Annotated in this window: 25 protein-coding genes; 11 read left to right on the top strand and 14 right to left on the bottom strand. The window is 61.9% G+C overall.

Annotated elements, in window-relative coordinates; genetic code table 11:
- The first annotated feature begins 75 nt into the window (after window positions 1-75).
- The 5 genes from CIW50_RS17055 (at window position 76) to CIW50_RS17035 (ending at window position 6,685) form a co-directional block, all read left to right on the top strand.
- Entirely contained in the window at window positions 76-2,457 is a 2,382-nt protein-coding gene (locus CIW50_RS17055; protein ID WP_246664329.1) for an LPS-assembly protein LptD, read from the top strand.
- A gap of 91 nt (window positions 2,458-2,548) precedes the next feature.
- The gene (locus tag CIW50_RS17050) at window positions 2,549-3,481 is read left to right on the top strand and encodes a SurA N-terminal domain-containing protein (protein ID WP_149532397.1); all 933 of its coding nucleotides are present in this window, start codon (window positions 2,549-2,551) and stop codon (window positions 3,479-3,481) included.
- A gap of 41 nt (window positions 3,482-3,522) precedes the next feature.
- Window positions 3,523-4,527 (top strand): 4-hydroxythreonine-4-phosphate dehydrogenase PdxA, encoded by a 1,005-nt coding sequence (gene pdxA / locus CIW50_RS17045; protein ID WP_149532396.1) that lies wholly within the window; start codon window positions 3,523-3,525, stop codon window positions 4,525-4,527.
- Window positions 4,524-5,396, top strand: coding sequence for a 16S rRNA (adenine(1518)-N(6)/adenine(1519)-N(6))-dimethyltransferase RsmA (gene rsmA / locus CIW50_RS17040; protein ID WP_149532395.1), 873 nt, complete (start codon window positions 4,524-4,526; stop codon window positions 5,394-5,396). Before pdxA ends, rsmA begins: the two co-directional genes overlap by 4 nt.
- Window positions 5,397-5,626: 230 nt before the next feature.
- Entirely contained in the window at window positions 5,627-6,685 is a 1,059-nt protein-coding gene (locus CIW50_RS17035) for an alcohol dehydrogenase (RefSeq protein WP_149532394.1), read from the top strand.
- Window positions 6,686-6,709: 24 nt separating this feature from the next.
- Here CIW50_RS17035 and CIW50_RS17030 read toward each other — a convergent pair whose 3' ends face one another.
- The 12 genes from CIW50_RS17030 to fabD form a co-directional block, all read right to left on the bottom strand.
- Window positions 6,710-7,534 (bottom strand): ABC transporter permease, encoded by an 825-nt coding sequence (locus tag CIW50_RS17030; protein WP_246664302.1) that lies wholly within the window; start codon window positions 7,532-7,534, stop codon window positions 6,710-6,712.
- 72 nt (window positions 7,535-7,606) lie between these two features.
- Window positions 7,607-8,686 carry an extracellular solute-binding protein gene (locus CIW50_RS17025; protein WP_149532393.1) on the bottom strand — a complete coding sequence of 360 codons (1,080 nt, stop codon included), beginning with the start codon at window positions 8,684-8,686 and terminating at the stop codon, window positions 7,607-7,609.
- Between the two features lie 11 nt (window positions 8,687-8,697).
- Window positions 8,698-9,738, bottom strand: coding sequence for an ABC transporter ATP-binding protein (locus CIW50_RS17020; RefSeq protein ID WP_149532392.1), 1,041 nt, complete (start codon window positions 9,736-9,738; stop codon window positions 8,698-8,700).
- Complete coding sequence (locus CIW50_RS17015) at window positions 9,735-10,523, bottom strand: ABC transporter permease (protein ID WP_149532391.1); 789 nt, start codon at window positions 10,521-10,523, stop codon at window positions 9,735-9,737. Before CIW50_RS17015 ends, CIW50_RS17020 begins: the two co-directional genes overlap by 4 nt.
- 85 nt (window positions 10,524-10,608) lie before the next feature.
- Window positions 10,609-11,232 (bottom strand): TIGR00725 family protein, encoded by a 624-nt coding sequence (locus CIW50_RS17010; RefSeq protein WP_149532390.1) that lies wholly within the window; start codon window positions 11,230-11,232, stop codon window positions 10,609-10,611.
- Window positions 11,233-11,236: 4 nt separating this feature from the next.
- Window positions 11,237-11,911, bottom strand: coding sequence for a guanylate kinase (gene gmk / locus CIW50_RS17005; protein ID WP_149532389.1), 675 nt, complete (start codon window positions 11,909-11,911; stop codon window positions 11,237-11,239).
- 2 nt (window positions 11,912-11,913) lie between these two features.
- On the bottom strand, window positions 11,914-12,801 hold the full coding sequence (locus CIW50_RS17000; protein ID WP_149532388.1) for a YicC/YloC family endoribonuclease: 888 nt from the start codon (window positions 12,799-12,801) through the stop codon (window positions 11,914-11,916).
- Between the two features lie 105 nt (window positions 12,802-12,906).
- Window positions 12,907-14,184: an endolytic transglycosylase MltG gene (gene mltG, locus CIW50_RS16995; protein ID WP_149532387.1), complete on the bottom strand. Its 1,278-nt coding sequence runs from the start codon at window positions 14,182-14,184 to the stop codon at window positions 12,907-12,909.
- Window positions 14,185-14,298: 114 nt separating this feature from the next.
- Window positions 14,299-15,564, bottom strand: coding sequence for a beta-ketoacyl-ACP synthase II (fabF, locus tag CIW50_RS16990; protein ID WP_149532386.1), 1,266 nt, complete (start codon window positions 15,562-15,564; stop codon window positions 14,299-14,301).
- Window positions 15,565-15,704: 140 nt separating this feature from the next.
- Window positions 15,705-15,944, bottom strand: coding sequence for an acyl carrier protein (locus CIW50_RS16985; RefSeq protein ID WP_006020277.1), 240 nt, complete (start codon window positions 15,942-15,944; stop codon window positions 15,705-15,707).
- 296 nt (window positions 15,945-16,240) lie between these two features.
- The gene (gene fabG, locus CIW50_RS16980; protein WP_149532385.1) at window positions 16,241-16,978 is read right to left on the bottom strand and encodes a 3-oxoacyl-[acyl-carrier-protein] reductase; all 738 of its coding nucleotides are present in this window, start codon (window positions 16,976-16,978) and stop codon (window positions 16,241-16,243) included.
- A gap of 20 nt (window positions 16,979-16,998) precedes the next feature.
- Window positions 16,999-17,958 (bottom strand): ACP S-malonyltransferase, encoded by a 960-nt coding sequence (gene fabD, locus CIW50_RS16975; protein ID WP_149532384.1) that lies wholly within the window; start codon window positions 17,956-17,958, stop codon window positions 16,999-17,001.
- Between the two features lie 384 nt (window positions 17,959-18,342).
- On the opposite strand from fabD, the gene rpsF reads away from it, so the two are divergent.
- The 4 genes from rpsF (at window position 18,343) to rplI (ending at window position 20,787) form a co-directional block, all read left to right on the top strand.
- On the top strand, window positions 18,343-18,816 hold the full coding sequence (gene rpsF, locus CIW50_RS16970) for a 30S ribosomal protein S6 (RefSeq protein WP_068731054.1): 474 nt from the start codon (window positions 18,343-18,345) through the stop codon (window positions 18,814-18,816).
- A 5-nt stretch (window positions 18,817-18,821) separates the two neighbouring features.
- Window positions 18,822-19,061, top strand: coding sequence for a 30S ribosomal protein S18 (gene rpsR, locus CIW50_RS16965; protein ID WP_002711478.1), 240 nt, complete (start codon window positions 18,822-18,824; stop codon window positions 19,059-19,061).
- 125 nt (window positions 19,062-19,186) lie between these two features.
- A complete protein-coding gene (locus CIW50_RS16960; protein WP_149532383.1) occupies window positions 19,187-20,155 on the top strand; it encodes a hypothetical protein in 969 nt (322 codons plus the stop codon).
- A gap of 47 nt (window positions 20,156-20,202) precedes the next feature.
- Complete coding sequence (gene rplI / locus CIW50_RS16955; RefSeq protein ID WP_116662429.1) at window positions 20,203-20,787, top strand: 50S ribosomal protein L9; 585 nt, start codon at window positions 20,203-20,205, stop codon at window positions 20,785-20,787.
- Between the two features lie 92 nt (window positions 20,788-20,879).
- Here rplI and CIW50_RS16950 read toward each other — a convergent pair whose 3' ends face one another.
- On the bottom strand, window positions 20,880-21,869 hold the full coding sequence (locus tag CIW50_RS16950) for a hypothetical protein (protein ID WP_349636742.1): 990 nt from the start codon (window positions 21,867-21,869) through the stop codon (window positions 20,880-20,882).
- Between the two features lie 418 nt (window positions 21,870-22,287).
- On the opposite strand from CIW50_RS16950, the gene CIW50_RS16945 reads away from it, so the two are divergent.
- Window positions 22,288-23,538, top strand: coding sequence for a cyclopropane fatty acid synthase (locus tag CIW50_RS16945; protein WP_149532381.1), 1,251 nt, complete (start codon window positions 22,288-22,290; stop codon window positions 23,536-23,538).
- A gap of 6 nt (window positions 23,539-23,544) precedes the next feature.
- Here the strand turns inward: CIW50_RS16945 and CIW50_RS16940 are convergent, their stop codons facing one another.
- Entirely contained in the window at window positions 23,545-23,760 is a 216-nt protein-coding gene (locus CIW50_RS16940; protein WP_149532380.1) for a hypothetical protein, read from the bottom strand.
- A 359-nt stretch (window positions 23,761-24,119) separates the two neighbouring features.
- Between CIW50_RS16940 and CIW50_RS16935 the strand changes: the two genes are divergently transcribed.
- Window positions 24,120-25,619 (top strand): replicative DNA helicase, encoded by a 1,500-nt coding sequence (locus tag CIW50_RS16935; RefSeq protein WP_149532379.1) that lies wholly within the window; start codon window positions 24,120-24,122, stop codon window positions 25,617-25,619.
- Window positions 25,620-25,622 lie beyond the last annotated feature (3 nt).

Genomic DNA, 25,622 nt, shown 5'->3' with positions numbered 1-25,622 from the left:
AAAATGACCTCGAAACTGCATATTTGCGCAGATTGCGGACGCACGTCTCGCGCGATCACGTCGATCGCGGCAACGATGATGTGTGTCGCCGTGACGCTTGGCGCCGCTACGACGACGCCTGTCCATGCCCAGAGCTTCACCTATAACCGCCCGGCCACCCGGCCGAAGCCGCCGCCGGCCGCCCAGACCGGGCAGATGCTGGTGCAGGCCACCGAGGTCAATTACGACTATAACAACTCGCGCGTCGCCGCTGTCGGTAATGTGCAGATGTATTACAACGGAACCTCGGTCGAGGCCGACAAGGTCATCTACGACCAGAAGACCAAGCGCCTGCATGCCGAAGGCAATGTCCGGATGACGGACGCCGACGGCAAGATCACCTACGCCAACCTGCTCGACCTCAGCGACGACTACCGCGACGGTTTCGTGGATTCGCTCCGTGTTGATACCGCGGATGCGACGCGCATGGCCGCGACACGCGCCGAGCGCACCGCCGGCAACTACACCGTGTTCCAGAACGGTGTCTACACTGCCTGCGCCGCCTGTAAGGAAGATCCGAAGAAGCCGCCGCTGTGGCAGGTCAAGGGTGCCCGCGTCATCCACGACCAGACCGAAAAGATGATGTATTTCGAGGACGCCCGGATCGAGTTCTTCGGCGTGCCCCTCGCCTATGTCCCGTATTTCTCGACGCCCGATCCAACGGTGAAGCGCAAGACCGGCTTCCTGATGCCGATGCCGTCGCAGAACACCAATTACGGCTTCGGTGTCGAAACCCCGTTCTACTGGGCGATCGCCCCCGACTACGACGCGACGTTCTCGCCGCGCTACACCAGCAAGCAGGGCTTGTTGATGCAGGGCGAATTCCGTCAGCGGCTGATAGACGGCTCCTACCAGATCCGCGCCTATGGCATTAACCAGCAGGATCGAAATGCATACGCCAACACGGTTGGCGACAAGGACTGGCGCGGCGGTGTGGAATCCAAAGGCCAGTTCGCGCTGAACGACAAATGGGTCTGGGGTTGGGATGCAGTCGCGCTCAGCGACTACAATTTTCTGCAGGATTACCGGCTATCGATGTACCGGGATCCCTATGCCTCGTTCCTGAACCTGCAGACGGAAGCCGTTTCGCAGCTCTACCTGACGGGCGTCGGCAAACGCAGCTTCTTCGATGCGCGGACGATCTATTATCTGAGCTTCTCCGGCAACCAAAGCCAGGTCCCGGTCATTCATCCGGTGATCGATTACAACAACGTCTTGAACCAGAACGTTCTCGGCGGCGAGTTCAGCTACAAGTTCAACATGACCAGCCTGAGCCGTGATCAGGCGTCGTTTACGCCGATCACATCACTCGCCAATACCAACGGACTGTGCAATCTGACGTCGGCAGATCCGCTCGCGAGAGCGCCAGCCAACTGCCTCATGAATGGCATTCCGGGTACCTATACCCGCGTCACCGGCGAAGCGCAGTGGCGTCGATCCTATACGGACTCGTTCGGCCAGATCTTCACGCCGTTTGCGATCCTGCGCGTTGATGCTATCGATGCCTCGATCTCTAACCAGCCCGGCGTCTCCAACTTCCTGCCAACCGGCGATACGACCGCGCTGCGGGTGATGCCGACCGTAGGCCTCGAATATCGCTATCCATTCATCAACGTTCAGCCATGGGGCACCACGACGCTCGAACCCATTGCGCAGGTGATCATTCGCCCGAATGAAACCTATGCCGGTAAGTTGCCGAACGAAGACGCGCAGAGCATGAGCTTCGATGCGAGCAATCTGTTCAGCGTCAACAAGTTCTCCGGTTACGACCGTATCGAAGGCGGCGGTCGCGCCAATGTGGGCGTGCAGGCTACCACGCAGTTCGACCGTGGCGGCTCCGTCAAAGTCCTGTTCGGTCAGTCCTATCAACTTTTCGGCCTGAACTCGTTCGCAGTCGCCGATACGACCAACACCGGTGTCGACTCCGGACTGGCTACCTCGCGGTCAGACTATGTCGCCAGCCTCGCTTATTCGCCGAACCGGACCTACACGGTCAGCACGCGTGCGCGGATCGACGAGGCGACCGGTAACGTGTCGCGCTTTGAGGCGGAGGGTCGCGCAAGCTTCGATCGCTGGTCGGTCAGCCTGATGTACGGCAACTACGCGCCGCAGGCGGAATTGGGCTATCTCACACGCCGCGAAGGCCTCCTCGGTACCGGTTCGATCAAGCTGGCATCGAATTGGGTGGTCACCGGTGGTGCGCGCTGGGATCTCGAGGCTAACAAGATCAACCAGTACACGGTCGGTGCTGGCTATGTGGACGATTGTTTCGTGCTCGGCGTCAATTATGTCACGTCCTACAACTACGTGACTAACCTGAGCACGCCGCCCGTTCTGAGCCATTCTGTCATGTTCCAAATTGGCCTGCGGACGATCGGCAATACCACATCTGCAAGCGGAACCGGCGGCACTTACTAGTATCACGTGCCCGTGCCGTGAAATCTCCGTTTTCCATCGTGATGTATGCGACTTCTGCTTTCCTGAGAGCTTGAACACTGCGGTTTTGACAATGACGGGCACAATGATTTCCGGACGCGTTCTGCAAGCCACTATGGCGATGGCAGTCACCCTTTTCATTTGTGCGGGATCGCCGGCACGGGCCCAGTCCGTTGCCGTCATGGTCAATGGCGAGCCCATCACCAATTTCGATATCGAACAGCGCACCAAGTTGAATGCTCTGTCGGGCGCGAAAACAAACAGTCGCCAGGACGTGATCGACGAGCTGATCAACGAGAAGGTCAAGATCAAGGAAGGCAAGAAATATAGCGTCGATCCGAGCGCCTCGGAAGTCGACGGTTCATTTCAAACCATGAGCTCGCGCATGCGCCTCACGCCGGATCAATTGGTGCAGTCGCTGGCGTCCAAGGGCATCCGCCCGGACACCCTGAAAAGCCGCCTGAAGGCCGACATGGTCTGGAACGCGATCGTCCGCGGCCGCTTCAAGCAGAGCCTGCAGGTCGGCGAAAAGGAAGTCGATGCAGCCGTCCAGAGCGCCGGCGGCGATGCCACGACCGAAGCGTTCGAATATCAGATGCGACCGGTTGTGCTGGTCGTGCCCCGCGGTGCGGCGTCCGGCATCATGGAAGCGCGGCACAAGGAAGCCGAAGGGCTGCGCGAGCGCATCCAGAGCTGCGAAGACGCCAACCGCACCTTCAAGTCGATGCAGAATGCGACGATCCGCGATACTGTCGTGAAAACCTCCGCCGATCTGCCGCCGTCTTTGCGGGAATTGCTCGACAAGACCCCGATCGGCCGTCTCACGCCGCCGGAAGTGACCCGCCAAGGCGTCGAAATGGTGGCCTTGTGCGCGCGCAAGCCAACCAAGGTCGATACGCCGAAGAAACGTGAAGTCCGAGACAAGATGTTTGCCGAGAAATTCGAGGCGAAGTCGAAGTCCTACCTGCAGGATTTGCGCAAGGCGGCGATGATCGAATATCGCTAGTTCCGATCCGGCTTAGGCCGCGACTGGCTTAGGGCGGCACCATGACCAAACCTCTTGCGCTGACATTGGGCGAACCGGCTGGCATCGGCCCGGATATCGCTATTGCCGCCTGGCTGCGCCGGCGTGAACTCGACCTGCCCCCGTTCTATTTGCGTGGTGACCGCGACTTCATGGCCGACCGCGCCAGGACGCTCGGCGTCGAGGTCAAGCTAGCCGATGCAACGCCCGCCAGTGCCGCTGAGACATTCGCTGACGCATTGCCGGTGGTGTCGATCGGGCAGAGCATCACCGCGCCGCCTCGTCGTCCTGACGCCTCCAGCGCCCCTGCTGCCATCGCCTCTATCCGCCAGGCTGTCGCGGATGTCGAAGCCGGCCACGCCCGCGCCGTCGTCACCAATCCGATCGCCAAGAGTGTGCTCTACCGCGCCGGTTTCACCCACCCCGGCCACACCGAATTTCTCGCCGAACTCGCCGCCCGCGACGGCAAGGTGCCGCTGCCAGTCATGCTACTGTGGTCACCGGAGCTGGCCGTGGTGCCGGTCACGATCCATGTCTCGCTCCGCGATGCCATCGCACAATTGACCGGCCCGTTGATCACTGCCACCGCGCGTATTGTCGTCAACGACATGAAGGCCCGCTTCGGAATCCATCGCCCGCGGCTGGCCATCTCCGGCCTCAATCCGCACGCCGGCGAAGACGGATCGTTGGGCACCGAGGAACAGACCATCATCATGCATGCGATCACGGTGCTGCAGAACGAGGGCATCGACGTGCGCGGTCCGCTCCCGGCCGATACGATGTTTCATCCCGCGGCCCGCGCGACGTACGACTGCGCTATCTGCATGTATCACGACCAGGCCCTGATCCCGATCAAGACCATCGCCTTCGACGAGGGTGTCAATGTCACGCTCGGCCTGCCCTTCATCCGCACCTCGCCGGATCACGGCACCGCGTTCGACATCGCCGGCACCGGCAAGGCCAATCCGTCAAGCCTGATTGCGGCACTCAAACTCGCAGCCCGCATGGCAGCGACGCAATCCACATGAGCGGGATCGACGATCTGCCGCCGCTGCGTGACGTCATCAAACGTTTCGATCTGCAGGCGCGCAAATCGCTCGGCCAGAATTTTCTGCTCGATCTTAATCTCACCGCACGCATCGCACGCGCCGCCGGCCCGCTAGACGATTGCACGGTCATCGAGGTTGGTCCCGGCCCCGGCGGCCTCACCCGTGCATTGCTGGCGACGGGCGCCAAACGCGTTATCGCAGTCGAACGTGACGAGCGTGCACTCGGCCCGCTCAAGGAAATCGCCGCGCACTATCCTGGTCGGCTCGAGATCGTGATCGGCGATGCCCAGACCTTCGATCCCCGCCCGATGCTATCAGGCGAGCGCGCCAAGATCGTCGCCAACCTGCCCTATAATATCGGCACGCAGCTCCTGATCGACTGGCTGTGTACCGAGCCGTGGCCGCCCTGGTACGACATGATGGTGCTGATGTTCCAGCGCGAGGTCGCCGAGCGCATCGTTGCCGTCGAAGATGACGAGGCCTATGGTCGGCTCGGCGTGCTGTCTAACTGGCGTGCCGAAACTAAAATCTTGTTCGACATCTCGCCGGCCGCGTTCACACCGCCGCCGAAAGTGACGTCATCGGTCGTGCGGCTCGTTCCCCGCGCGGCCCCTGAGGTCTGCGAACGTCGCCTGCTGGAACAGGTGGCGGCCGCCGCGTTCAATCAGCGCCGCAAGATGCTACGGCAGAGCCTGAAAGCACTTGGCGTCGATCCGCAACGACTGACTGCCGCCGCCGGTGTCGACGTCACACGGCGCGCCGAGACGGTTCCGGTGTCAGGCTTCGTCGCGATGGCGCGCGAATTGTCAGAGATCAGAAAGACAAAGAGCATCACGCCGGCGCCTTGATGCCCAACGCAGGACTGCTGATCGCCGTCCGTGCCGGAGTAGACCGCCCCGGACTGGTCGCGCCTCAGACGGCTCAAACATCCGCCGAGCGGCACGACCCGCATGCGCGCGACATGAGCTTCCACACATGGCGATCTGGACGCCGGGTGCGAAGCAGCGCCTTCTCTCACCCTTGAACTCGCTCCCATCCTGTGATTGCTAGGATGCAACGAAGTCTAGGGAAAAACAAAATGGCCATGATGAAGCGCCAGTCACTGGTGAAATTCGACGCTCCGCTCTGCGAAACCATCATCGACACGCCGAAGCCGCAAGGCAAGGAAGTGCTGGTCCGCATCGAATGCTGCGGGCTCTGTCATTCAGATTTACACATCCAGGACGGCTATGCAGATCTCGGCGGCGGCAAGAAGCTCGACACCACGCGCGGCATGACCTTGCCCTTCACCCTCGGCCACGAGATAGCGGGAATCGTCGATGAAGTCGGCCCCGATGGCGATCAGTCGCTGATCGGCAAGAAGAAGGCTGTCTTCCCGTGGATCGGTTGCGGCAAATGCCGCGACTGTCTTGCGAGCGATGAGAACCTCTGCGCCAAGAACCGCTTCCTCGGCGTGTCACTCGACGGCGGTTTCGCAACGCATGTCCTTGTGCCGGACGAGAAGTATCTGCTCGATTACGATCCGCTGCCGATCAATATGGCGGCGACATTGATGTGCTCGGGCATTACCGCTTACGGCGCACTGAAGCGCCTCGTCGATCGTCCGCGGCAGCGTAACCTGCTGCTCGTCGGTCTCGGCGGAGTCGGCATGGCTGGCCTTGCGCTCGCGCAAGCAATGTTCAAGCAGCCGATCTCCGTGGCCGATCTCAATCCCGCCGCGCGCGAAGCCGCGCTGAAGAACGGCGCAGCATTCGCCTACGACCCCTCCGAGCCGGACGTTGCCAAGCGCATGGTCAAGGAAAATGACGGCGGCTTCGATGGCGTTATCGACTTCGCCGGCAACGACAAGTCCATGAACTTCGCAGTGGCAACTGTAGCTCGCGGCGGCAAGATTGTGGTGTCCGGCCTGATGGGCGGTAATTTCAGCCTGCCCATGGTGCAGTGGATCTACAAGCGCATGACCATCGAAGGCTTCATGGTCGGCACGCTCGAAGAGGCAAAAGAGCTGATGGCGCTAGCGCGCGCCGGCAAGCTCAAGCCGACCCCCATGAAAGCAGAGCCGATGGGCGATGCCCAGAAGTGGATCGACGAATTGCGCGCCGGCAAGGTCGTCGGCCGGATCATGCTGACCAACTGACGGCAATTACGCAGCGCAACGGGACTACCGGTTGCGCTGCGGACGCATCGCCTCACCGATCGCCACGACGACGGCGCAGATCGCGACCAGAACGATGGATGCAGCCGACGCTGCCGGCAGATCCGTCCCCGTCTCCGAGATCTTGCTGTAGAGCACCAACGGCAGGATATTGACCTGCGTACCGGCCAGCGCCAGCGCCGTACCATAGGCGCCGACTGCAACTGCCGCCGTCAGGCAATAGGCTGCAATAAGGCTCGGCAGAATCTGCGGCAGCATTACCTCGATCAACGTACGGAAACTCCCCGCGCCGAGGGAACGCGAAGCCAGCATTTGATTGCGATCGAAATTGCTGATCGCCGGCAATACGATGAGCACGACCCGTGGCACCAGATAATAGGAATAGGCCAGACCGAGACCCACCGGTGAAAAGATGAAGCCTCCGATGACAGCCGGATCGAAGCCAAGTTTGGCGAGCAGCAGCGTCACGAAACCGGCACGACCGAGCAGAAGGATAAAGCCGTAGGCGACGATCAAGCCGGAAAATGTCAGCGGCAGCGAAATCGCAATCAGCGCTGCGGTACGCAGACCCGGCGCGAAACGCGCCAGCGCGAGCGCCACGCAGAAGCCGACAACGAGCGAGAACAACGGCGCGACAGTCCCCAGCACCATTGTGCCGCGCAGACCGTTCCAGAACACCGGATCGTTTGCCAGACGGCCGAAGGCGCTACCGCCATCCGCAAAGGCGCCGACCAGCACCGCGCAGACGGGGATCAGGAAGAACAGCCCCAGCACCACGCTGCCAGGCACGGCAAACGTAGCGAGCATGGATGTCGGAACGCGCGCGCTCATCGTGATCCTTGTTGCAGCATGACAAAGACGCGATCCCCGCGCTGACGCGGGGATCGCTTTGGTGAGTTCGGTTTACTGACCGAGAACGGCCTTGGCCCAGCCGGCGTCGATCTCCGCCCTCTTCGCGGTCGCCTTGGCGATATCCATCGCCTGCACCTGCGGCGCGGCGGGCATCTTGTCGGCGACGCTCGGCGGCAGGCTGACGCCGGGTACAGCCGGACGCACATAGCCCTCGGCGAAGATCTTCTGGCCTTCATCGCTCATGATGAAGTTGAGCCAGAGCTTGCCGGCATTCGGGTTCGGGCCGTTCTTCACCAGCGAGATGGCGTAAGGCGCCGCGGCAGAGGCTTCCTTCGGAATAACGACGGACACGCCGTCGCCGAGACCGTCGATGAACTTGGCCTTCAGGCCATCGTTTTCGTAACCGATCCAGATCGGGATTTCGCCCTTCAAAAACTGCGCGTAAGGCGTGGTACCGACGGTGCGCAGCACATTGCCGGCCTTGGTCAGCTTGCCCAGATAGTCGATACCCGGCGTGACATTGTCCATGCTGCCGCCATTGCCGAAGGCTGCGGCGAAAGCCACCACCTGGCCCTGCCCCGTCGAACGCGGATCCTGATACACGATGGCGTTCTTGTATTCCGGCTTCAGGAGATCCGCCCAGCTCTGCGGCACGGTCTTGACCAGCTTGGTGTTAACGAGGAACGCGACGCTGAGCGTGTGGATGGTGAACCAGCGCCCATCGCTCTCGCGCAGCGGATCGGCGAGCTTGTCGAAATTCACCGGTTTGAAGCCATCAACGACGCCGGCCTTTACTGCGTCCAGAGCGGACGCTGCAAAGTAATAGGCCGTATCGGCCTGCGGGCGATTGCGCGCCTTGTCGAGAGCGACGACGGTCGCCGCCGAGCCGAGGTCGTTATAGACCATCTCGACGCCGGGATAGCGCTTCTGAAAGGCCTTGAACTGGTTGGCCCAGTTTGCCCAGGTCGGTCCGGTATCGAACGATACGACCAAGCCTTCCTTACGTGCGGCTTCATACAGCGTCTTCTCGCCGGCGTAGAACTCTGCGCCTTCGAAAGCCCATGCGGCCTGGCTGATGCTGATGGCCAGGGAAACCGCGGCAACGCCGCTCAGAAACTTACGTCGGTTCATGTCGATCTCCATTATGACGTCGGGGGCAAAAGGCGAATGGCATCGTTCGGGATCGTCACGCCGGTGATCGGCCCACGCAAATGGGTCTCAAGACGAATGGCACCGCCGGCGACGGCCATATCGATCCGTCTGACTGGGCCGAGATAACGATCGGCCGACATAGTACCGGCAAAACAACATGGATTGCTCGCATCGACCGGGCCGGTGATCGGCTCAACCCGCTCGGGGCGCACGAACACAGTGACCCTCGTGCCACCGCTCTTGCTCTGCGTGTCGCAGGCCAGCACACCAATTGGCGTTGTCACCATGCCCTCGCCGGAGACGCTGCCGGGCCACAGATTGGACTGACCGACAAAGGCCGCGACGCTGGCATCGGCCGGTGTCTCATACAATTCTCGCGGAGTACCTATCTGCACGATCCGGCCATCGCGCATCATCACCACCTTGTCGGCGATCGAAAGTGCTTCTTCCTGATCATGCGTCACCAGCAGTGTCGCAATGCCGGCCTGACGCTGCACACGCAGGATCTCGTCGCGCATCTCCAGCCGCAATCCGGCATCGAGCGCCGACAGCGGTTCGTCGAGCAGCAGGCCTTGCGGCTCGAACACCAGCGCACGCGCCAGCGCGACGCGCTGCTGCTGGCCGCCCGACAATTCCGCTGGGTAATCTTCCGCACGCTTGCCCATACCGACACGTCCGAGCATCTCGATGGCCCGCGCGCGCCGCGCCGGTCTGGCGATGCCGCGCACTTTCAGCGGGTAGGCGATGTTTTCCCAGAGCCGCATATGCGGGAACAACGCATAGTTCTGAAACACGACACCCAGACGACGCGCTTCGGGTAATGAAGCGCCGACATCCTTGCCATTGATCAGGATGCGGCCGGCGTCAGGCTTGAGGAAGCCCGCCAGCAGTTTCAGGATCGTCGACTTGCCCGACCCCGACGCGCCGATGATCGCCAGCAATTCGCCGCGGCCGATCTCCAGCGAAATGTCGAATACACCGGTGCCCGCGCCCGGATAGGTGTAGCTTACTTGGTCGTATCGCAGCGTCACGCGCCCGCTCCTACTTTACGCCGGCCGGTGACCCGCGCCGTCAGCCCGCTGGTCAGCGATGCGATCATCGCAAGCCCAAGCAATACGACAGTGGCCGCGCAAGCAAAGCCGGTCGCGCCGTAGAAGGCTTGCAGCAGCACCACAGGATAGGTGCGCGACAGAAAGCCCGAGACCAGATTGGATAATTGAAACTCACCGATCGACAACGCCGCCACCGTCAGCATGCAGGACAGCAGGCTCGTATGCAGCTGCGGAAGTGTGACGTCCCACATACGTGCCGGAAACGATGCGCCGAGCGTTGCGGCTGCGTGCTCATATTCGGCGAGCCCGAGCTGATCCATATCGGCAACAAGAGCCGTCACCGTATAGGGCAGCGTCAACACGAGATGACCCGCCGCCAGTAGCCAGAAACTGCCGAGCCACGGCAATGCATCCGACGAGAAGACGAGAATGAATCCGAAGGCGAGAACCAGTTCGGGCACGGCAATCGGCATCAGCGTGACGATCCGCGCCGCGAGACGGATACCACCGCGCGCGCCTGCATGAATCGCGTAAGCGAGCGGAAGTCCGATCAGGATGTTGAGGATGCAGGTGGTCGCGACGATCTTCAGGCTGGTGGTGAAGGCGCGGCGAAAACTGGGATCGCCCGCGACTTCCTGATACCAGCGCCAGGTAAAACCCGACGGCAGCAGCGTGCCGCTCCAGACTTCTCCGAAAGAGCCGACGAATAGCAACAGAACTGGCGCCGCGAGAAAAATCAGATAGGCGATCGCGACGAACGGCACGAGCCATGTCCCCTGTCAAATGTGATGCTGAAGTCTGCGCCTCAGTATAACGGCGGCATATCAGTTTTATGACAGGGTGACAAAGTTATGCGTTTGCGAGAATACGTGCTGCAATGCGAGCGATGACGCTATCGACATCAGCAACGCGTTCGACGGTATTCACCTCTGGCGCATCGGCCATCGCCAACACCAGACGATTGAATTGTAGTCCGAGCGCCATCTCCGAGAGTGTGCCGACACCGCCACCAATCGCGACCAGCACGAGACATGCCCGTGCGATGATTGCATTGCGCGCAGGACCAATCCCCGTCGCGATGGGAATGGCGACATAGGGATTGGCCGCGTGCCACTCCTCATCCGGCAGCAGCCCGACAGGCATGCCGCCCTCCTGCGCATGCCCCTTGCACGCCGCTTCCATCACGCCGTTCTTGCCGCCGCACAACAGTTGCAGGCCATGGCGGGCCAATGCTGCGCCCATCTGTTCGGCGAGATCGTATTGCGCATGTGTCGCGTCTCGCGGCCCGATGATGCCGATGGGCACACGGCGCAGCTTGCGCGTTGCTGCGAGCCGCAGCAACGCCTCGGAACCCGTCACAGCTTCTCCACCCTGCTCCACGGCATCATCACGCCACGTGAGCGCCAGCAGATCGAACACCCGTGCACCATCGCTGAGCTGCTGCGTGCGCTCATTCCAGAACAATGCCTGCATGGTATTAGCCTTCGAGTTCTTGCTGCAATCCGCGCACAAAGGACGTCAGTCCGGTACGGCGCTCGCGCTTCAGGCGTTCGGCCTTGAGGATCGACTGCACCTCGCTATAGGCCTCCTCTACATTGTGGTTGATGACAATGTAGTCGTATTCCGCCCAGTGGCTCATTTCATGGCTGGCGCGGCTCATGCGGCCGCGGATCACCTCGTCAGAGTCCTGCGCGCGCGTGTGCAAGCGCTTTTCCAGATCGGCGGCCGAGGGTGGCAGGATGAAAACACTGACCACGTCGGCACGGGCCTTCTCGCGCAATTGCTGGGTGCCCTGCCAGTCAATGTCGAACAGCACGTCATTGCCGGCAGAGAGGGCTGCTTCCACCGGCGCACGCGGCGTGCCGTAGCGGTTGTCGAACACGGTAGCCCATTCGAGCAGTTCGTTGCTCTTGGCCATTGTCTCAAAGCGCGGCTTGTCGACGAACATGTAGTCCTTGCCGTCGACTTCGCCAGGCCGCATCGGGCGCGTCGTGGCCGATACCGACAATTGGAGTCCCGGCATCCGGTCGATCAGCAGCCGCGTCAGCGTCGTCTTGCCGGCACCGGATGGCGATGACAGCACGAACATCAGTCCGCGCCGTTCGACTCCGTCAAAGCCAGCTTCACCAGAATTTCGGCTGCCCCCGGACATGGTCACTCCAGATTCTGTACCTGTTCACGGAATTGCTCGACCACGTTCTTCATTTCGAGGCCGGTGCTGGTCAATTCCAGATCATTGGATTTCGAGCAGCAGGTGTTGACCTCGCGGTTGAACTCCTGCGACAGGAAATCCAGCCGGCGCCCCACGGGCCCGCCCTTCTTGATCATCTCGCGCGACTGCGAAATGTGAGACGCGATACGATCCAGTTCTTCGCGAATGTCGGCCTTGGTCGCCATCATCAGCGCCTCCTGGCTCAGCCGATCGCTATCGAAACGATCCGAGGTTTCCAGCAGCGTGGCGATCTGTTCGGCGAGCCGTGCACGAATGGCTTCGGGCTTGCGGCCCGGTGCAGCCTCGGCCTTCTTCGACAGCGTCTCGATCTCATCGAGGCGCTGCGACAGGATATCCCCGAGCGTCGTCCCCTCGCGCTTCCGCATCGCGACCAGCGCGGTGAGCGCCTCTTCGAACGCCGCAGCAACGGCAGCCTTCGCCACCTTGTCCTCGGCTTCATCAGCCTCGGGCTCGACCACTTCGATGACGCCCTTGATATTCATCAGGCCGTCGACGCTCGGCGCAACGGCATCGATCTTGCTGGCCAATTCGGCGGCAATACGCAGCACCGAATTCAACACCTCTTCGTTGATCCGCACGCTCGAGGCCGCATTGCTGCGCTTCACGGTGAGGTTGGCGTAAACTGTGCCGCGCGACAACATTTCAGTCGCACGCTTGCGGGCGACCGCCTCAACCTCGTCGAAGCCCGGCGGCATCCGCATGCGCAGGTCGAAGCCCTTGGCGTTGACGGACTTCAGCTCCCACTCGAAGCTGTAAGGCCCGCTGGTGCCGTGGCTTCGCGCAAAGCCGGTCATGCTCGACAACGCCATCGCGGAAGGTCTCCAAGTAATACGAGTAAGATTCGCAAAAGCGCGAACCGGATCAGGTTAGGGCCTTTTCAGGCCAAGCGAAATCAGGCCCACGCCGAGTGGTGCCTATTGCTGAACAACCGGCGGTGTACCCGCCGACTGCGCGGCACCCTGACGGGCCGGCGCGGCGGGCGCTGGCGTCGTGCGAGCACGCTTGGCTGGTGCAGGTTTGGTCGAACTTGTGCCCGTCGCCGCAGCGGGATCCGGAGGAGCTCCGGCAGGCGCAGCAGCAGCCTCTTCCGGCGGCTCGACGGCGTCGTTCTGGACGGCCTTTTCGAGCGCGCGCAGCTTGCTGACGTTCTTCTGATGCGCGTCGTAGGTCTCGGTGAAGGCGTGACCACCGGTGCCATCGGCAACGAAGAACAGGTCACGGGTGCGCGCGGGATTGGCGGTCGCTTCGAGCGACGCACGGCCGGGATTGGCGATCGGCCCAGGCGGCAGGCCTTCAACGACATAGGTGTTGTACGGCGACGGCTGCTGGATCTCGCTGCGCTTGATCGGACGGCCGAGCGTGCCCTTGCCGCCGACAATGCCGTAGATGATCGTCGGATCGGACTGCAGCTTCATCTTCTGGCGCAGGCGATTGGCGAATACGGCGGCCACGCGGCTGCGCTCGTCGGCACGGCCGGTTTCCTTCTCAACGATGGAAGCGAGCGTCACCAACTGCTCCGGCGTCTTCGCGGGGATATCGGCGTTGCGGCGTTCCCAGATCTCGGCCAGCACGCGCTTTTGCGCCTGCTGCATGCGTTGGATCACCTGGTCGCGCGGCGTGCCACGCGGAAATTTATAGGTCTCTGGCAGCAACGTGCCCTCGCGCGGCATTTCGCGGATCGAGCCGGTGAAGATGTCGTTATCAGTCAAACGCGCGACGATCTGCTCGGAGGTCAGGCCTTCGGGAATGGTGATCGAGTGTTGCACGACCTTGCCTTCGACGATGGTGCCGATGACGTCGCGCAGATTGGCGTTCTTCTGGAACAGATACTCGCCGGGCTTCAGTTCGGAGCTGGCTTTCAGGGCGAACACGGCGCCGATGAAAACCCAGCGATTGGCGGAGATCACGCCTTCGCGCAGCAACGCTTCAGCGATGTCGCCCTTGCCCGCGCGTGCGGGGATATTGACGACCTTCTCGTCCTGCAGCGGTCCCGGCGCTTCGAGCGCCTGGCGACCATAGACATAGGCACCACCTGCACCGAGCATGGCGACGATGATGATGGTGATGATGGCATTACCGGCAACCACAAGCGGATTGCGCGCATGATCGGAACGCTTCGGCGGCGGCGGAACCTGCTCCGGCTCCAGCGCGGCACGCGGGCTCCTCGGCGAAATGGGCGGCCTCTCACTCATCGATAGCACCTGATTCTGTCGGTTCAATCGTGACGGGGACAAACACGATCCCCGTCAATAGCATACGCCCAGTGTTGGAATTAGTGCGGAATACGGCGAAACGGTGGAGGTTCTCTAACCAGCCACGCGCTGCAAGATCACGGACGCATTAGTACCGCCGAAACCGAATGAATTCGACAAGGCAATGTTGACCTCGCGCTTGCGCGGGGTCAATGCGACGAGATCGATCGCAGTTTCCACCGACGGATTGTCGAGATTGATCGTCGGCGGCGCGATGTTATCCCGAATCGCAAGCACACAGAAGATGGCCTCGACCGCACCGGCAGCACCGAGCAGGTGGCCGATCGACGACTTCGTCGACGACATCGATACTTTCGACGCGGCATTGCCGAGCAAGCGCTGAACCGCGCCGAGTTCGATCTCGTCGCCGAGCGGCGTCGAGGTGCCGTGCGCATTGATGTAGTCGATGTCGGCCGCGGCAATGCCTGCGCGCTTCATTGCAGCATTCATGCTGCGGAACGCACCGTCGCCATCGGGCGTCGGCGACGTGATGTGATAGGCATCGCCCGACATGCCGTAGCCGATGATCTCGGCATAAATGCGCGCGCCGCGCGCCTTGGCGTGTTCATACTCTTCGAGCACGACGACGCCGGCGCCCTCGCCCATGACGAAGCCATCGCGGTCCTTGTCGTAAGGCCGCGACGCCTTCTCGGGCGTTTCGTTGAAACTGGTCGACAGCGCGCGTGCCGCCGCGAAGCCGGCCATCGCCAAACGGCTGATCGGCGACTCGGTGCCGCCGGCGACCATTACCTCGGCATCGCCAAGCGCGATCAGACGGCTGGCATCGCCGATCGCATGCGCGCCGGTCGAACATGCCGTGACCACGGAGTGATTGGGGCCTTTGAGGCCGTGCTCGATCGAGACATAGCCCGAAGCGAGATTGATCAACCGGCCGGGAATGAAGAACGGCGACACTTTGCGCGGGCCGCGTTCTTTCAGAAGCAATGCGGTATCGGCAATGCCGGACAGACCGCCGATGCCGGAGCCGATCATCACGCCAGTGGCGCAGCGATCGTCTTCATTGTCGGGGTGCCAGTTGGCATCGTCGAGCGCCTGCCTGGCGGCGCACATCGCATAGATGATGAAGTCGTCGACCTTGCGCTGGTCTTTTGGCTCCATCCACTGGTCGGGATTGAAGGTGCCATCGCTGCCGTCACCGCGTGGAATTACACAGGCGATCTGACTGGTGAGATCGGATACATCGAACGTATCGATCCGCTTTGCGCCGCTCTCACCGTTGAGGATGCGCTTCCAGGTCGGCTCGACGCCGCAGCCAAGTGGCGAAACCATGCCAAGGCCTGTGACGACCACCCGCCTCATTGTCGTACCTCCACGGCCCATCCTTGAGCCGATGTGTCTTGAACTAAAGTCTCTTGAGCAAATACCTGCGCATCACAGCAAGAAGCCGGTGGATCGCGCAAACGCAATCCGTCCGGCTTCAAATGTGTCGCGCGAAGGCGTCAGCTCTTTGCGTTCTTCTCGAGAAACTTGGTGGCGTCGCCGACGGTCAGAATCGTCTCTGCGGCGTCGTCCGGAATTTCGCAGCCGAACTCTTCTTCGAATGCCATTACGAGCTCGACCGTGTCGAGGCTGTCAGCGCCGAGATCATCGATGAAGCTCGCGGCATCGACCACCTTCTCTGGTTCAACACCAAGGTGTTCAACCACGATCTTCTTCACTCGCTCGCCAATCTCGCTCATATCAACCTCGTGCTTGTTACATTGGGCCCGTCCGCAGACGATACGAGCCATCGTGGAGCGTTTAACTCGTTAAACCTTGCGCAGTTGCGCGTCTCTGGATTGACCCCGTCGTCCCGGACGGAGCCTCGCGAAAACGGCAGGCTCGTCCCCGCCAATATACAGGGTTTCAAATTCCTGCAATGGCCTTCTTTGCCCCACCGTTGGCGGTTCGGTTACCATACTTCATCTGGCTTGGCCACATAGCCCGGTGACCGTCCAAACCTCAATTAAATCACAGCGTTGGGGTTCCCCGACGCTTAGATCATCGCCATGCCGCCATTGACATGAATTGTCTGTCCAGTGACGTAAGCTGCCTCATTTGAGCTCAGATAGACGGCTGCCGCCGCAATATCTTCCGGCGAGCCGAGACGCCCTGCCGGCACCTTACTGAGAATCGTTTCGCGTTGCTTATCATTCAGCACATCGGTCATCGGCGTCGCGATGAAACCGGGTGCAATGCAATTGGCCGTCACATTGCGCTTCGCGTATTCCGCACCCAGCGTCTTCATCATGCCGATCAGACCCGCTTTCGCCGCAGTGTAATTCCCCTGCCCGGGATTTCCGGTGACGCCGACCACCGAAGTAATCGCGATGATTCGGCCGAAGCGCTTGCGCATCATCAGCTTGGTGGCAGCACGCGCGAGGCGGAAGGTCGCGGTCAGATTGACGTTGATGACGTCATCCCAATCCTCGTCCTTGAGCTGAACGAACAGATTGTCCTTGGTGATACCGGCGTTCGCCACAAGGATGTCGAGCTGTCCCATCGCCTTTTCGGCGGATGGCACGAGTTCTTCGACTTCCGCTGCATCGGACAGATTGCACGGCAGCACATGAACGCGGTCGCCGAGCTTGGCTGCCAATGCATCAAGTATCTCGCGGCGCGTGCCCGAGATCGCCACCGTGGCGCCTTGTGCGTGCAGGGCGGTCGCGATCGCGCCACCGATGCCACCGGTCGCGCCAGTGACCAGCGCTGTACGTCCCGTCAAATCAAACATCTTGTCTCTCCTCTGGCCGCTTACGCCGAACGCGCTGCTGCGAGCGCATCCTTGGCGGCGGCAATGTCGTTGGGTCCACCGATGGCGACGCCCACAGCGCCTTCGGCAATGCGTTTGACGAGCCCGCTCAGCACCTTGCCGGAGCCGACTTCAAGAAAGCGGGTCACGCCCTGACCTGCCATATAGGACACGCATTCGCGCCAGCGCACGGTGCCGGTGACCTGCTCGACGAGGCGGCGGCGAATTTCATCAGGATCCCCAATCGGCGCGGCGAGTACATTGGACACCAGAGGCACCACCGGCTTGTTGATCGTAACCTTGGCCAGCGCCTCTGCCATCACGTCGGCGGCAGGCTGCATCAGGCTGCAATGGAACGGCGCCGACACCGGCAGCAGCATCGCACGCTTGGCGCCCTTGGTCTTGGCGATTTCCAGCGCGCGTTCGACCGCAGCCTTGTTGCCGGACACCACCACCTGACCACCACCATTGTCGTTGGCGGCATGGCAGACTTCGCCCTGTGCGGCTTCTTCAGCCACGGCCACGGCCGTCTCGTAATCGAGGCCAAGCAACGCTGCCATGGCACCGACGCCCACCGGCACGGCCTTCTGCATGGCCAGCCCGCGGGTCCGCAGCAGGCGGGCCGCATCCGTGACCGATAGGCTTCCGGCCGCTGCCAGCGCCGAATATTCGCCGAGCGAGTGACCGGCCACGAAAGCCGCGTCCCTGGCCAGCGAGATGCCTGCCTCGGTTTGAAGCACCCGCATGGTCGCCAGCGACACCGCCATCAGCGCGGGCTGAGCGTTTTCGGTCAATTGGAGGGTTTCGGCCGGCCCATCCCAGATGATGCCAGTCAGCTTCTCATTCAAGGCCGAATCGACCTCGTCGAACACCGCCTTGGCGGCTGGAAATGCCTCGGCCAGTGCCTTGCCCATGCCGACCGCCTGGGAACCCTGCCCCGGAAAGGTAAATGCTGCGGTCATTGACGCCCCGTCATGTTTTTTGGCTTAAACTCGTTCAAACATGCGCCGTAAGACACTGGCACGACGGGGAATGTCAAGCTGCAGCGCCCGGGATGCACCACGATCCGGGTTCCCGCCCGCTCCCGGAATCCGCTCATTTGACCCCTGTTTCGCTTGCCATTACTGGGAAAATCCGTATAAGGCCCCGATCCGCAGATTCCGGCCGGGAGCTGAACGGACGGTCACAGCAAAATTCACCTGTAAATCATCCACAGCGGTTTTGTTGCGATAGGGCCAGTCGGCTCGTCGTCCCGTGCTCCCGCCTTCTGAGCAATATCGAGTCCTTTCCATAAGGGTTCGAAGGGCTTGCCGCCGGGAAACGCGCTAACCTTGGAAAGGACAGCCATGCCTCTTTATGAGCATGTATTTCTCGCACGTCAGGATGCGAGCGCACAGCAGGTCGAAGACCTCACCACCCAGATGACCGGCATCGTCGAAGGTCTCGGCGGCAAGGTCGTGAAGATGGAAAACTGGGGCGTGCGCTCCCTGACCTATCGCATGAACAAGAATCGCAAGGCGCACTTCGTGCTGATGAATCTCGATGCCCCGTCCGCGGCGGTCACCGAGATCGAGCGCCAGGAGCGGATCAGCGAAGACGTTATCCGTTATCTGACCGTCCGTGTCGAAGAGCACGAGGAAGGCCCAAGCGCCATGATGCGCAAGGCTGATCGTGATCGTGAGCGCGATGACCGTGGCGGTGGTTTCCGTGGCGACCGCGAAGGCGGCGGTTTCCGTGGCGACCGTGAAGGCGGTGGCTTCCGTGGTGATCGTGGTCCGCGTCGTCCGCGCGACGACGAAGCAGCATCGGTTGAGGAGTAAGAATAATGGCTGAAGCTGGTGCACGTCGTCCGTTTTTCCGCCGTCGCAAGACCTGCCCGTTCACGGGTCCGAACGCGCCGAAGATCGATTACAAGGATTCCAAGCTGCTGATGCGTTACGTTTCCGAGCGCGGCAAGATCGTGCCGAGCCGCATCACTGCCGTCTCCGCCAAGAAGCAGCGTGAACTCGCCCGCGCCATCAAGCGCTCGCGTTTCCTCGGCCTGCTGCCCTACGTTATCCGCTAAGGCGGTTTTCGACCGGCGGCCTAAGGCCGCCGGTCGCTTCTATTTCTCATAAGGCTTCCGGGTCGTCCGGTCGCCGATGGTTGGGGCTTCGAGCCTCTAACCGCTCAAAGGGGGCGGGACAGCTGATGATCGCAAGTCTTCTCATCGCGTTTGCCGCCGGCGCTGCCTCAGCGCTGATGTTCGCCTCGATCATTTCGGGCGCGTTGATTTCCCTTTTGCTGTTCTATCTCGCGCCGCTGCCCTTGATGGTGGCCGCTCTCGGCTGGGGCCCGGTCACTGCTGCCATCGGCGGCATCGCAGCCGGCACCTCGCTCGGCCTGCTGTTCGGCATGCCCTATCTCGCCGCCTTCGTCTTCACCGTGGCGCTGCCCGCCTGGTGGCTTGGCCATCTCGCGCTGCTCGGCCGTCCCGTTACTGCAGAGGTGCCCGGAGTGAATGGCGCCCCCACAACGCCGCCCGTGGTCGAATGGTATCCGGTCGGCCGCATGCTGCTGTGGACCGCGGGTTTCGCCGCTTTCACCACCATGGGCGCGCTGCTGACCCTCGGCACAGACGGCGACACCATCGTCTCATCGCTGCGGCACGCTCTGACCCGCATTCTGGGATCGCGCGGCGGCGCTGGCGACTCCGAACAGATCATCAACGCGCTGGTGACGATCGCGCCGGCTGCCGCCGCCATCGTTGCGATCATGACGCTGACGCTCAATCTCTGGCTTGCGGGCCGCATCATCGTGACATCGGGCCGGCTGAATCGGCCGTGGCCGGAGCTGAAATCCGCGGCACTGCCACCGATGACGATGGTCGCGCTGTGTCTGGCCATCGCGCTGTCCTTCATGGGCGGACTGATCGGCATCTTTTCGCAGATCGTCACGTCGGCGCTGATGATGGCCTATGCCCTCACCGGCTTCGCCGCGCTGCATACGCTGACCATGGGCATGAAAAGCCGCGTGATGGTGCTGGGCCTGACCTACGCCATGGTGCTCATCCTGGGCTGGCCCATCCTCACCATGGTGGGCCTCGGCCTCGCCGATGCTTTTTTCGGATTTCGCCAACGTTTTCTCGCACGCAAGCCACCTTCTTCGACGGTGGCCTGATTACTTCACCTCACTCACTACTCATTCAAACTCAAAGGAGATCGATCATGGAAGTCATTCTGTTGGAACGCGTTGCCAAGCTCGGCCAGATGGGCGAAGTCGTCCGCGTCAAGGACGGCTACGGCCGCAACTTTCTGCTGAAGCGCGGCAAGGCGCTGCGCGCCACTGCCGACAACCGCGCCAAGTACGACGGTATGAAGGCTGACCTCGAAGCCAACAACATCAAGGCCAAGGCAGAAGCCACCACGGTTGCCGAGAAGATCAACGGCCGCAACGTCGTCATCATCCGTCAGGCATCGGAAACCGGCCAGCTGTTCGGTTCGGTGTCGGTGCGCGATATCATCGCCACCTTCGAAGCCGACGGCGTTACCTTCGCCCGCAGCCAGGTTCTGCTCGACGCACCGATCAAGACCATCGGCCAGCACAAGATCTCGATCGCCGTGCATCCTGAAGTCGAAGTCAGCGTCAGCGTTACCGTTGCCCGTTCGGCCGACGAAGCCGAGCGCATCAACCGCGGCGAAGACATCTCGAGCCGTCAGGAAGATCAGGACGCAGCCGCCGAAGCACTGGCTGCCGCTGGCGAGTTCTTCGATCCGGACGCACAGGGCAACGCCGAAGAAGACAACGGCTAAACCCACACGACAGAGCTTCTGCTCAAACGAGAAAAGCCCGGCCAATATGGCCGGGCTTTTTTTGTTCGGTCGTTCGAACGACGACTGATGTCTTACTGCGAGATCGGCGGCACCGGGGGGCCTGACGAGGCCGGAGGCGCCGGTGGTGCAACAGACGGCGGAGGCGGCGGCGGTGCTGCAGGCGTCGGGGCGGTAGGCGCCGGCGGAGTTGCTGGAGGTGGCGTTGGAGCCGCAGGTGCCGGCGCAGGCGTTGCTGCTGGCGGAGACGCAGGAGCAGGCGCTACGGGTGCAGGCGTCGGCGTCACGGGCGCGGATGGCGCCGGACGGCTCTCCCCTTCGGGGGCCTTCGGTGCCGGCGTCACCGGCGGGACCGGATCCGGACGTAATGTCGGCGGCTCAGGCCTGGCTTCGGGCTTAGCTTCAGGCTTGGGCTCCGGCTTCGCCTCGGGCTTGCTTTCTTCAGCGGGCTTCGCAGGCTCGGTCTTGGCCGGCTCCGGCTTTGGCTCGACCTTCGGTTCAGTCTTGGGTTCAGTCTTGGGCTCAGGCTTGGGTTCGGCCTTCGGCTCAGTCTTGGTTTCGACCTTGGGCTCGTCCTTCACAGGCTCGGCCTTCGGCTCTTCCTGATGGCGACGCCCCTTCTTGCCGAGCTTCTGCTTCTGCGCAGGGCGCTCGGTTTCAGCAGCCGCAGGCGCCTGCGCATCTGCGGGCTTGGCCGCATCCGGCCTGGCTTCGGGATTCTCTGTCTCCGGACGTGCCTGACGCTTGGCATTGCGGCCCTTCCGCGTGCCGGGCTCGACCTGAGCCGGCGCAACATCGGCCTCCGGCTTCGCGGCTTCCTGCGAACGGGATCGGCGGCCCGGAGGCGTCGCCTCGGGCGCCGGTGCAGTACCTGGCTTCGCATCGGCCGGAGCCGGCTTCTGCTCGGTGGTCAGCTCCCGGCCCTGCCGTGTCAGGTTATCCCCGGTAGCAGGACGGCGGTCGGCTGCCCCGTTGGACACGACATAAGCGGCCATCGAGGCCGCCATATCTGTACTCGTGGTGTAGTGCTGGCGCAGGAAGGCCGGCAGCTGACCGGGTGCCACCGTCTTCAACAGTCCGCGCGGACTTTTATGGCAAACGGCACAGCCGCCCGCGAAAATCTGGGAGGGTGATTTTCCGGCTTCGAGGTTTTGGGCCTGTGCCGGGACTGCCGCGAAGCTAACCAGGAGCATCACCGTCGCTAAACTGAGCGCTCGGCTCAACATTTCAATCTCCTGATTTGGCTAGCTTAGTCACGCGGATCACCTTGTATCCGATTGTGACGTGAATGGAAGCATCGACATATCGCAACGATGTGATCGGAACAATCGGGATGGCGGCATTGCAGCGTGCGCATTGGCACAGACGGTGCGCGGCTACTATCATCTATCTGAGAGCTAGGGAGACAGTTGATCTCGTGCACGGCGGGAAGTTACGCTGGTGCTTCAGTTTGCGCGTGATCGGATCATTGGGGTGATTTCGATGGACCGTCTGTTGCGATTCTTCCTGAGTCAGTACATTCGCCGAGGGGCAATAACCTTCACAACCTCCTCCGGCCAACAATTCACCTTCGGCGATGGCTCCGGCCCTCCCGTCTCTGCCCGCTTCGTCACCAAAGCCGCCCAACGCCGACTACTTCTCGATCCCGAACTGGCGCTCGGCGAGATATTCATGGACGGGCTCCTCGTCATGGAGCGCGGCACCATCGCCGACCTTCTCGCCATCGCTCTGAACCAGTCCGATATGGCGCCCCGCTGGGCCAGGCTGCAATGGTGGGTCCGTTACGTTCTGCGCCACGCCCAACAGTTTAATCCGCGCAAGCGCTCCCGCAACAACGTTGCCCATCACTACGATCTGGACGCCCGGCTCTACTCATTGTTTCTGGATGCCGACAAGCAATATAGCTGTGCCTATTTCGAAGGACCGGACGCGACCCTGGACGACGCCCAGCTCGCCAAGAAGCGCCACCTCGCGGCCAAGATGCTCATCAAAAAAGGTCAGCGCGTACTCGACATCGGCTCCGGCTGGGGCGGGCTTGGGCTTTATCTGGCAGAGATGACCGGCGCCAATGTTACTGGCGTTACGCTGTCCACCGAACAGCTGCAGGTCGCCAATGCCCGGGCCGGCGAGAAAAACCTCAAAGACCGCGCGAAATTCCTGCTCGAGGACTATCGCGACATCCCCGGTCCATTCCACCGCATCGTCTCCGTCGGCATGTTCGAACATGTCGGCGTCGACCATTACGACACCTACTTCAAGCGATGCGCTGAACTCCTGACCGAGGACGGCGTCATGGTGCTGCACTCCATCGGCCGCCCTGAGGGACCCGGTATCACCAATCCATGGGTTGCCAAGTACATTTTCCCCGGCGGCTACATCCCTGCTCTGTCGGAAGTTCTCCCGGCGATCGAACGGGCCGGGTTGCTCGTCTCGGATATTGAAATCCTGCGGCTGCATTATGCTGAAACGCTGAAAGCGTGGCGCGAGCGCTTCATGGCACGACGCGAGGAAGCCGTGCGGCTCTATGACGAGCGCTTCGCGCGGATGTGGGAGTTTTATCTTGCGGCGTCGGAAATGTCGTTCCGTATGCAGAACGTGATGAACTTCCAGATCCAGCTCACCAAACGTCAGGACGTCGTGCCGTTCACGCGGGATTATATCGGGCGGGAGGAAGATCGGCTTCGCGCCAGGGAACGTGCCCAGCAACCGCGTTTGCAGATTGCCGGCGAATAAGCTCGCTCAGTGCTGGAATTCGAGCGTCACCTGACGGCGGCGCGCGACCCGCCGCGACGGTAAAATGGCGGGACGCTCAAGGCGAGCCATGGCGGCGGACAGGGATTTCGCGTCGCATGGGACGTTTTCGAGCTGGGCGGTGCGCTGGAACGTGTCGACCAGCGTGGACAACCACGCAGAACCGTCGGTTCCGGCATCGCAATGCTGGTGGCGCTGGCCCATCGATCTATCCTTCGCCTCTTATCGTTATGAAGCCAACGCTTGGGTCCCCGAGGGGTTCCGGCATCGCCGTTCCTGCAAACGGTTGGCTCTCATAATAAGTGCGAGAGATCGCCATCCGGTTCAGGCGTGCGGGTCAATTTTTCCGGGTTCCTTAAGCAATGATTCAGGACCCTCCCCCTTGTTGCCACCGAGGCGTCAAGCGCAATGCTTGGTTCGGCCGTAAATCCCACCGGGCCAATGTGGGAATCGTGCATAAGGCCTGACCGCATCCTTTCGTTCGCCGCACGCGAAGCGCTTAGTCCAACGCCGCGCGTCACGACGCCGTTCATCCGCCCAATTCAGAAGACCAAATAAAGACCATGGCCGCATTCGATTCGAACGTTCTCAAGCTCGCGCCCGATGCCGGCACCCCGGCCTACCGGACTGCGCCTCACAATATCGAAGCGGAACAAGGCGTTCTCGGCGCCATGCTGGTCAATAACGACGCGTTCTACCGGGTCTCGGACTTCCTCAAACCCGATCATTTCTTCGAGCCGATCCACCAGACCATTTTCGAGACCATCAGCGCCATTGTCCGCGCGGGCAAGATCGCCACGCCGGTCACGCTGAAGACCTTCCTGCCGACCGACACGGATCTCGGCGGCATGACCGTGGGCCAATACCTCGCCCGCCTCGCCGCTGAAGCCACCACCATCATCAACGCGCAGGATTACGGCCGCACGATTTATGAGCTGGCGATCCGCCGGCAGTTGATCGGCGTCGGCGAAGATATGGTCAATGTGGCCTATGACGCGCCGGTCGACTTCGCGCCCCGCGCCCAGATCGAGGATGCCGAGCGCCGGCTCTACGAACTGGCCGAAGCCGGCCGCTATGACGGCGGCTTCCAGCGCTTCTCGCAGGCGATGACCACCGCCCTCGACATGGCCGCCAACGCCTATCAGCGCGAAGGCAAGCTCTCGGGCATTTCCACTGGCCTGCGCGACCTTGATGCCCGCATGGGCGGCCTGCAGCGCTCGGATCTTCTCGTGCTCGCGGGACGTCCCGGCATGGGCAAGACATCGCTCGCCACCAACATCGCCTACAATATCGCCGCGGCCTATCAGTCCGAAGTGCAGCCCGACGGCAGCATGAAAACCATTAATGGCGGCGTCGTTGGCTTCTTCTCCTGCGAAATGTCGGCCGAACAGCTTGCCACGCGTATTCTCGCCGAGCAGACCGAGATTTCGTCGAGCGCGATCCGTCGCGGCGGCATCACCCAGAGCGAATTCGACAAGATTCGCGACTACACCATCAAGCTGCAGAACCTGCCGCTTTATGTCGACGAAACCGGTGGTCTGTCGATCTCGCAGCTCACCGCCCGCGCCCGCCGCCTGAAGCGGCAAAAGGGCCTCGACGTCATCATGGTGGACTACATCCAGCTGCTGCAGGGCTCGGGCAAGCGCTCCGACAACCGCGTGCAGGAAGTCACCGAGATCACCACGAGCCTCAAGGCGCTGGCGAAGGAATTGAACTGCCCGGTGGTGGCATTGTCGCAGCTCTCGCGTCAGGTCGAAAATCGTGAGGACAAGCATCCTCAGCTCTCCGACCTGCGTGAATCGGGATCGATCGAGCAGGACGCCGACGTGGTGGTCTTCGTGTATCGCGAGGAATACTACCTGCAGGCCAAGGAGCCACGAACCGGCACCCCCGAGCACGAGAAATGGCAGCTCGATATGGATCTTGCGCATGGCAAGGCCGAAGTCATCATCGCCAAGCAGCGTCACGGCCCCACCGGCACCGTCGACCTGCAGTTCGAAGGCCAGTTCACGCGCTTCAGCGATCTCGCCGGTGGCTCCCAGTTCCGCGCGCCCGAGGAGTAATGC

The sequence above is a fragment of the Tardiphaga sp. P9-11 genome (assembly GCF_008329525.1).
Lineage (GTDB): Bacteria > Pseudomonadota > Alphaproteobacteria > Rhizobiales > Xanthobacteraceae > Tardiphaga.
Note: the sequence above shows the minus strand (reverse complement) of the source record. Positions and strands in the feature narration are given on the sequence as shown.

What these genes read in the sequence shown, in the direction of transcription:
- CIW50_RS17055 (WP_246664329.1), top strand. Translation starts at nt 76, where the DNA reads ATGATGTGTGTCGCCGTGACGCTTGGCGCCGCTACGACGACGCCTGTC.
- CIW50_RS17050 (WP_149532397.1), top strand. Translation starts at nt 2,549, where the DNA reads ATGACGGGCACAATGATTTCCGGACGCGTTCTGCAAGCCACTATGGCG.
- pdxA (WP_149532396.1), top strand. Translation starts at nt 3,523, where the DNA reads ATGACCAAACCTCTTGCGCTGACATTGGGCGAACCGGCTGGCATCGGC.
- rsmA (WP_149532395.1), top strand. Translation starts at nt 4,524, where the DNA reads ATGAGCGGGATCGACGATCTGCCGCCGCTGCGTGACGTCATCAAACGT.
- CIW50_RS17035 (WP_149532394.1), top strand. Translation starts at nt 5,627, where the DNA reads ATGGCCATGATGAAGCGCCAGTCACTGGTGAAATTCGACGCTCCGCTC.
- CIW50_RS17030 (WP_246664302.1), bottom strand. Translation starts at nt 7,534, where the DNA reads ATGAGCGCGCGCGTTCCGACATCCATGCTCGCTACGTTTGCCGTGCCT.
- CIW50_RS17025 (WP_149532393.1), bottom strand. Translation starts at nt 8,686, where the DNA reads ATGAACCGACGTAAGTTTCTGAGCGGCGTTGCCGCGGTTTCCCTGGCC.
- CIW50_RS17010 (WP_149532390.1), bottom strand. Translation starts at nt 11,232, where the DNA reads ATGCAGGCATTGTTCTGGAATGAGCGCACGCAGCAGCTCAGCGATGGT.
- gmk (WP_149532389.1), bottom strand. Translation starts at nt 11,911, where the DNA reads ATGTCCGGGGGCAGCCGAAATTCTGGTGAAGCTGGCTTTGACGGAGTC.
- CIW50_RS17000 (WP_149532388.1), bottom strand. Translation starts at nt 12,801, where the DNA reads ATGGCGTTGTCGAGCATGACCGGCTTTGCGCGAAGCCACGGCACCAGC.
- mltG (WP_149532387.1), bottom strand. Translation starts at nt 14,184, where the DNA reads ATGAGTGAGAGGCCGCCCATTTCGCCGAGGAGCCCGCGTGCCGCGCTG.
- fabF (WP_149532386.1), bottom strand. Translation starts at nt 15,564, where the DNA reads ATGAGGCGGGTGGTCGTCACAGGCCTTGGCATGGTTTCGCCACTTGGC.
- CIW50_RS16985 (WP_006020277.1), bottom strand. Translation starts at nt 15,944, where the DNA reads ATGAGCGAGATTGGCGAGCGAGTGAAGAAGATCGTGGTTGAACACCTT.
- fabG (WP_149532385.1), bottom strand. Translation starts at nt 16,978, where the DNA reads ATGTTTGATTTGACGGGACGTACAGCGCTGGTCACTGGCGCGACCGGT.
- fabD (WP_149532384.1), bottom strand. Translation starts at nt 17,958, where the DNA reads ATGACCGCAGCATTTACCTTTCCGGGGCAGGGTTCCCAGGCGGTCGGC.
- rpsF (WP_068731054.1), top strand. Translation starts at nt 18,343, where the DNA reads ATGCCTCTTTATGAGCATGTATTTCTCGCACGTCAGGATGCGAGCGCA.
- rpsR (WP_002711478.1), top strand. Translation starts at nt 18,822, where the DNA reads ATGGCTGAAGCTGGTGCACGTCGTCCGTTTTTCCGCCGTCGCAAGACC.
- CIW50_RS16960 (WP_149532383.1), top strand. Translation starts at nt 19,187, where the DNA reads ATGATCGCAAGTCTTCTCATCGCGTTTGCCGCCGGCGCTGCCTCAGCG.
- rplI (WP_116662429.1), top strand. Translation starts at nt 20,203, where the DNA reads ATGGAAGTCATTCTGTTGGAACGCGTTGCCAAGCTCGGCCAGATGGGC.
- CIW50_RS16945 (WP_149532381.1), top strand. Translation starts at nt 22,288, where the DNA reads ATGGACCGTCTGTTGCGATTCTTCCTGAGTCAGTACATTCGCCGAGGG.
- CIW50_RS16940 (WP_149532380.1), bottom strand. Translation starts at nt 23,760, where the DNA reads ATGGGCCAGCGCCACCAGCATTGCGATGCCGGAACCGACGGTTCTGCG.
- CIW50_RS16935 (WP_149532379.1), top strand. Translation starts at nt 24,120, where the DNA reads ATGGCCGCATTCGATTCGAACGTTCTCAAGCTCGCGCCCGATGCCGGC.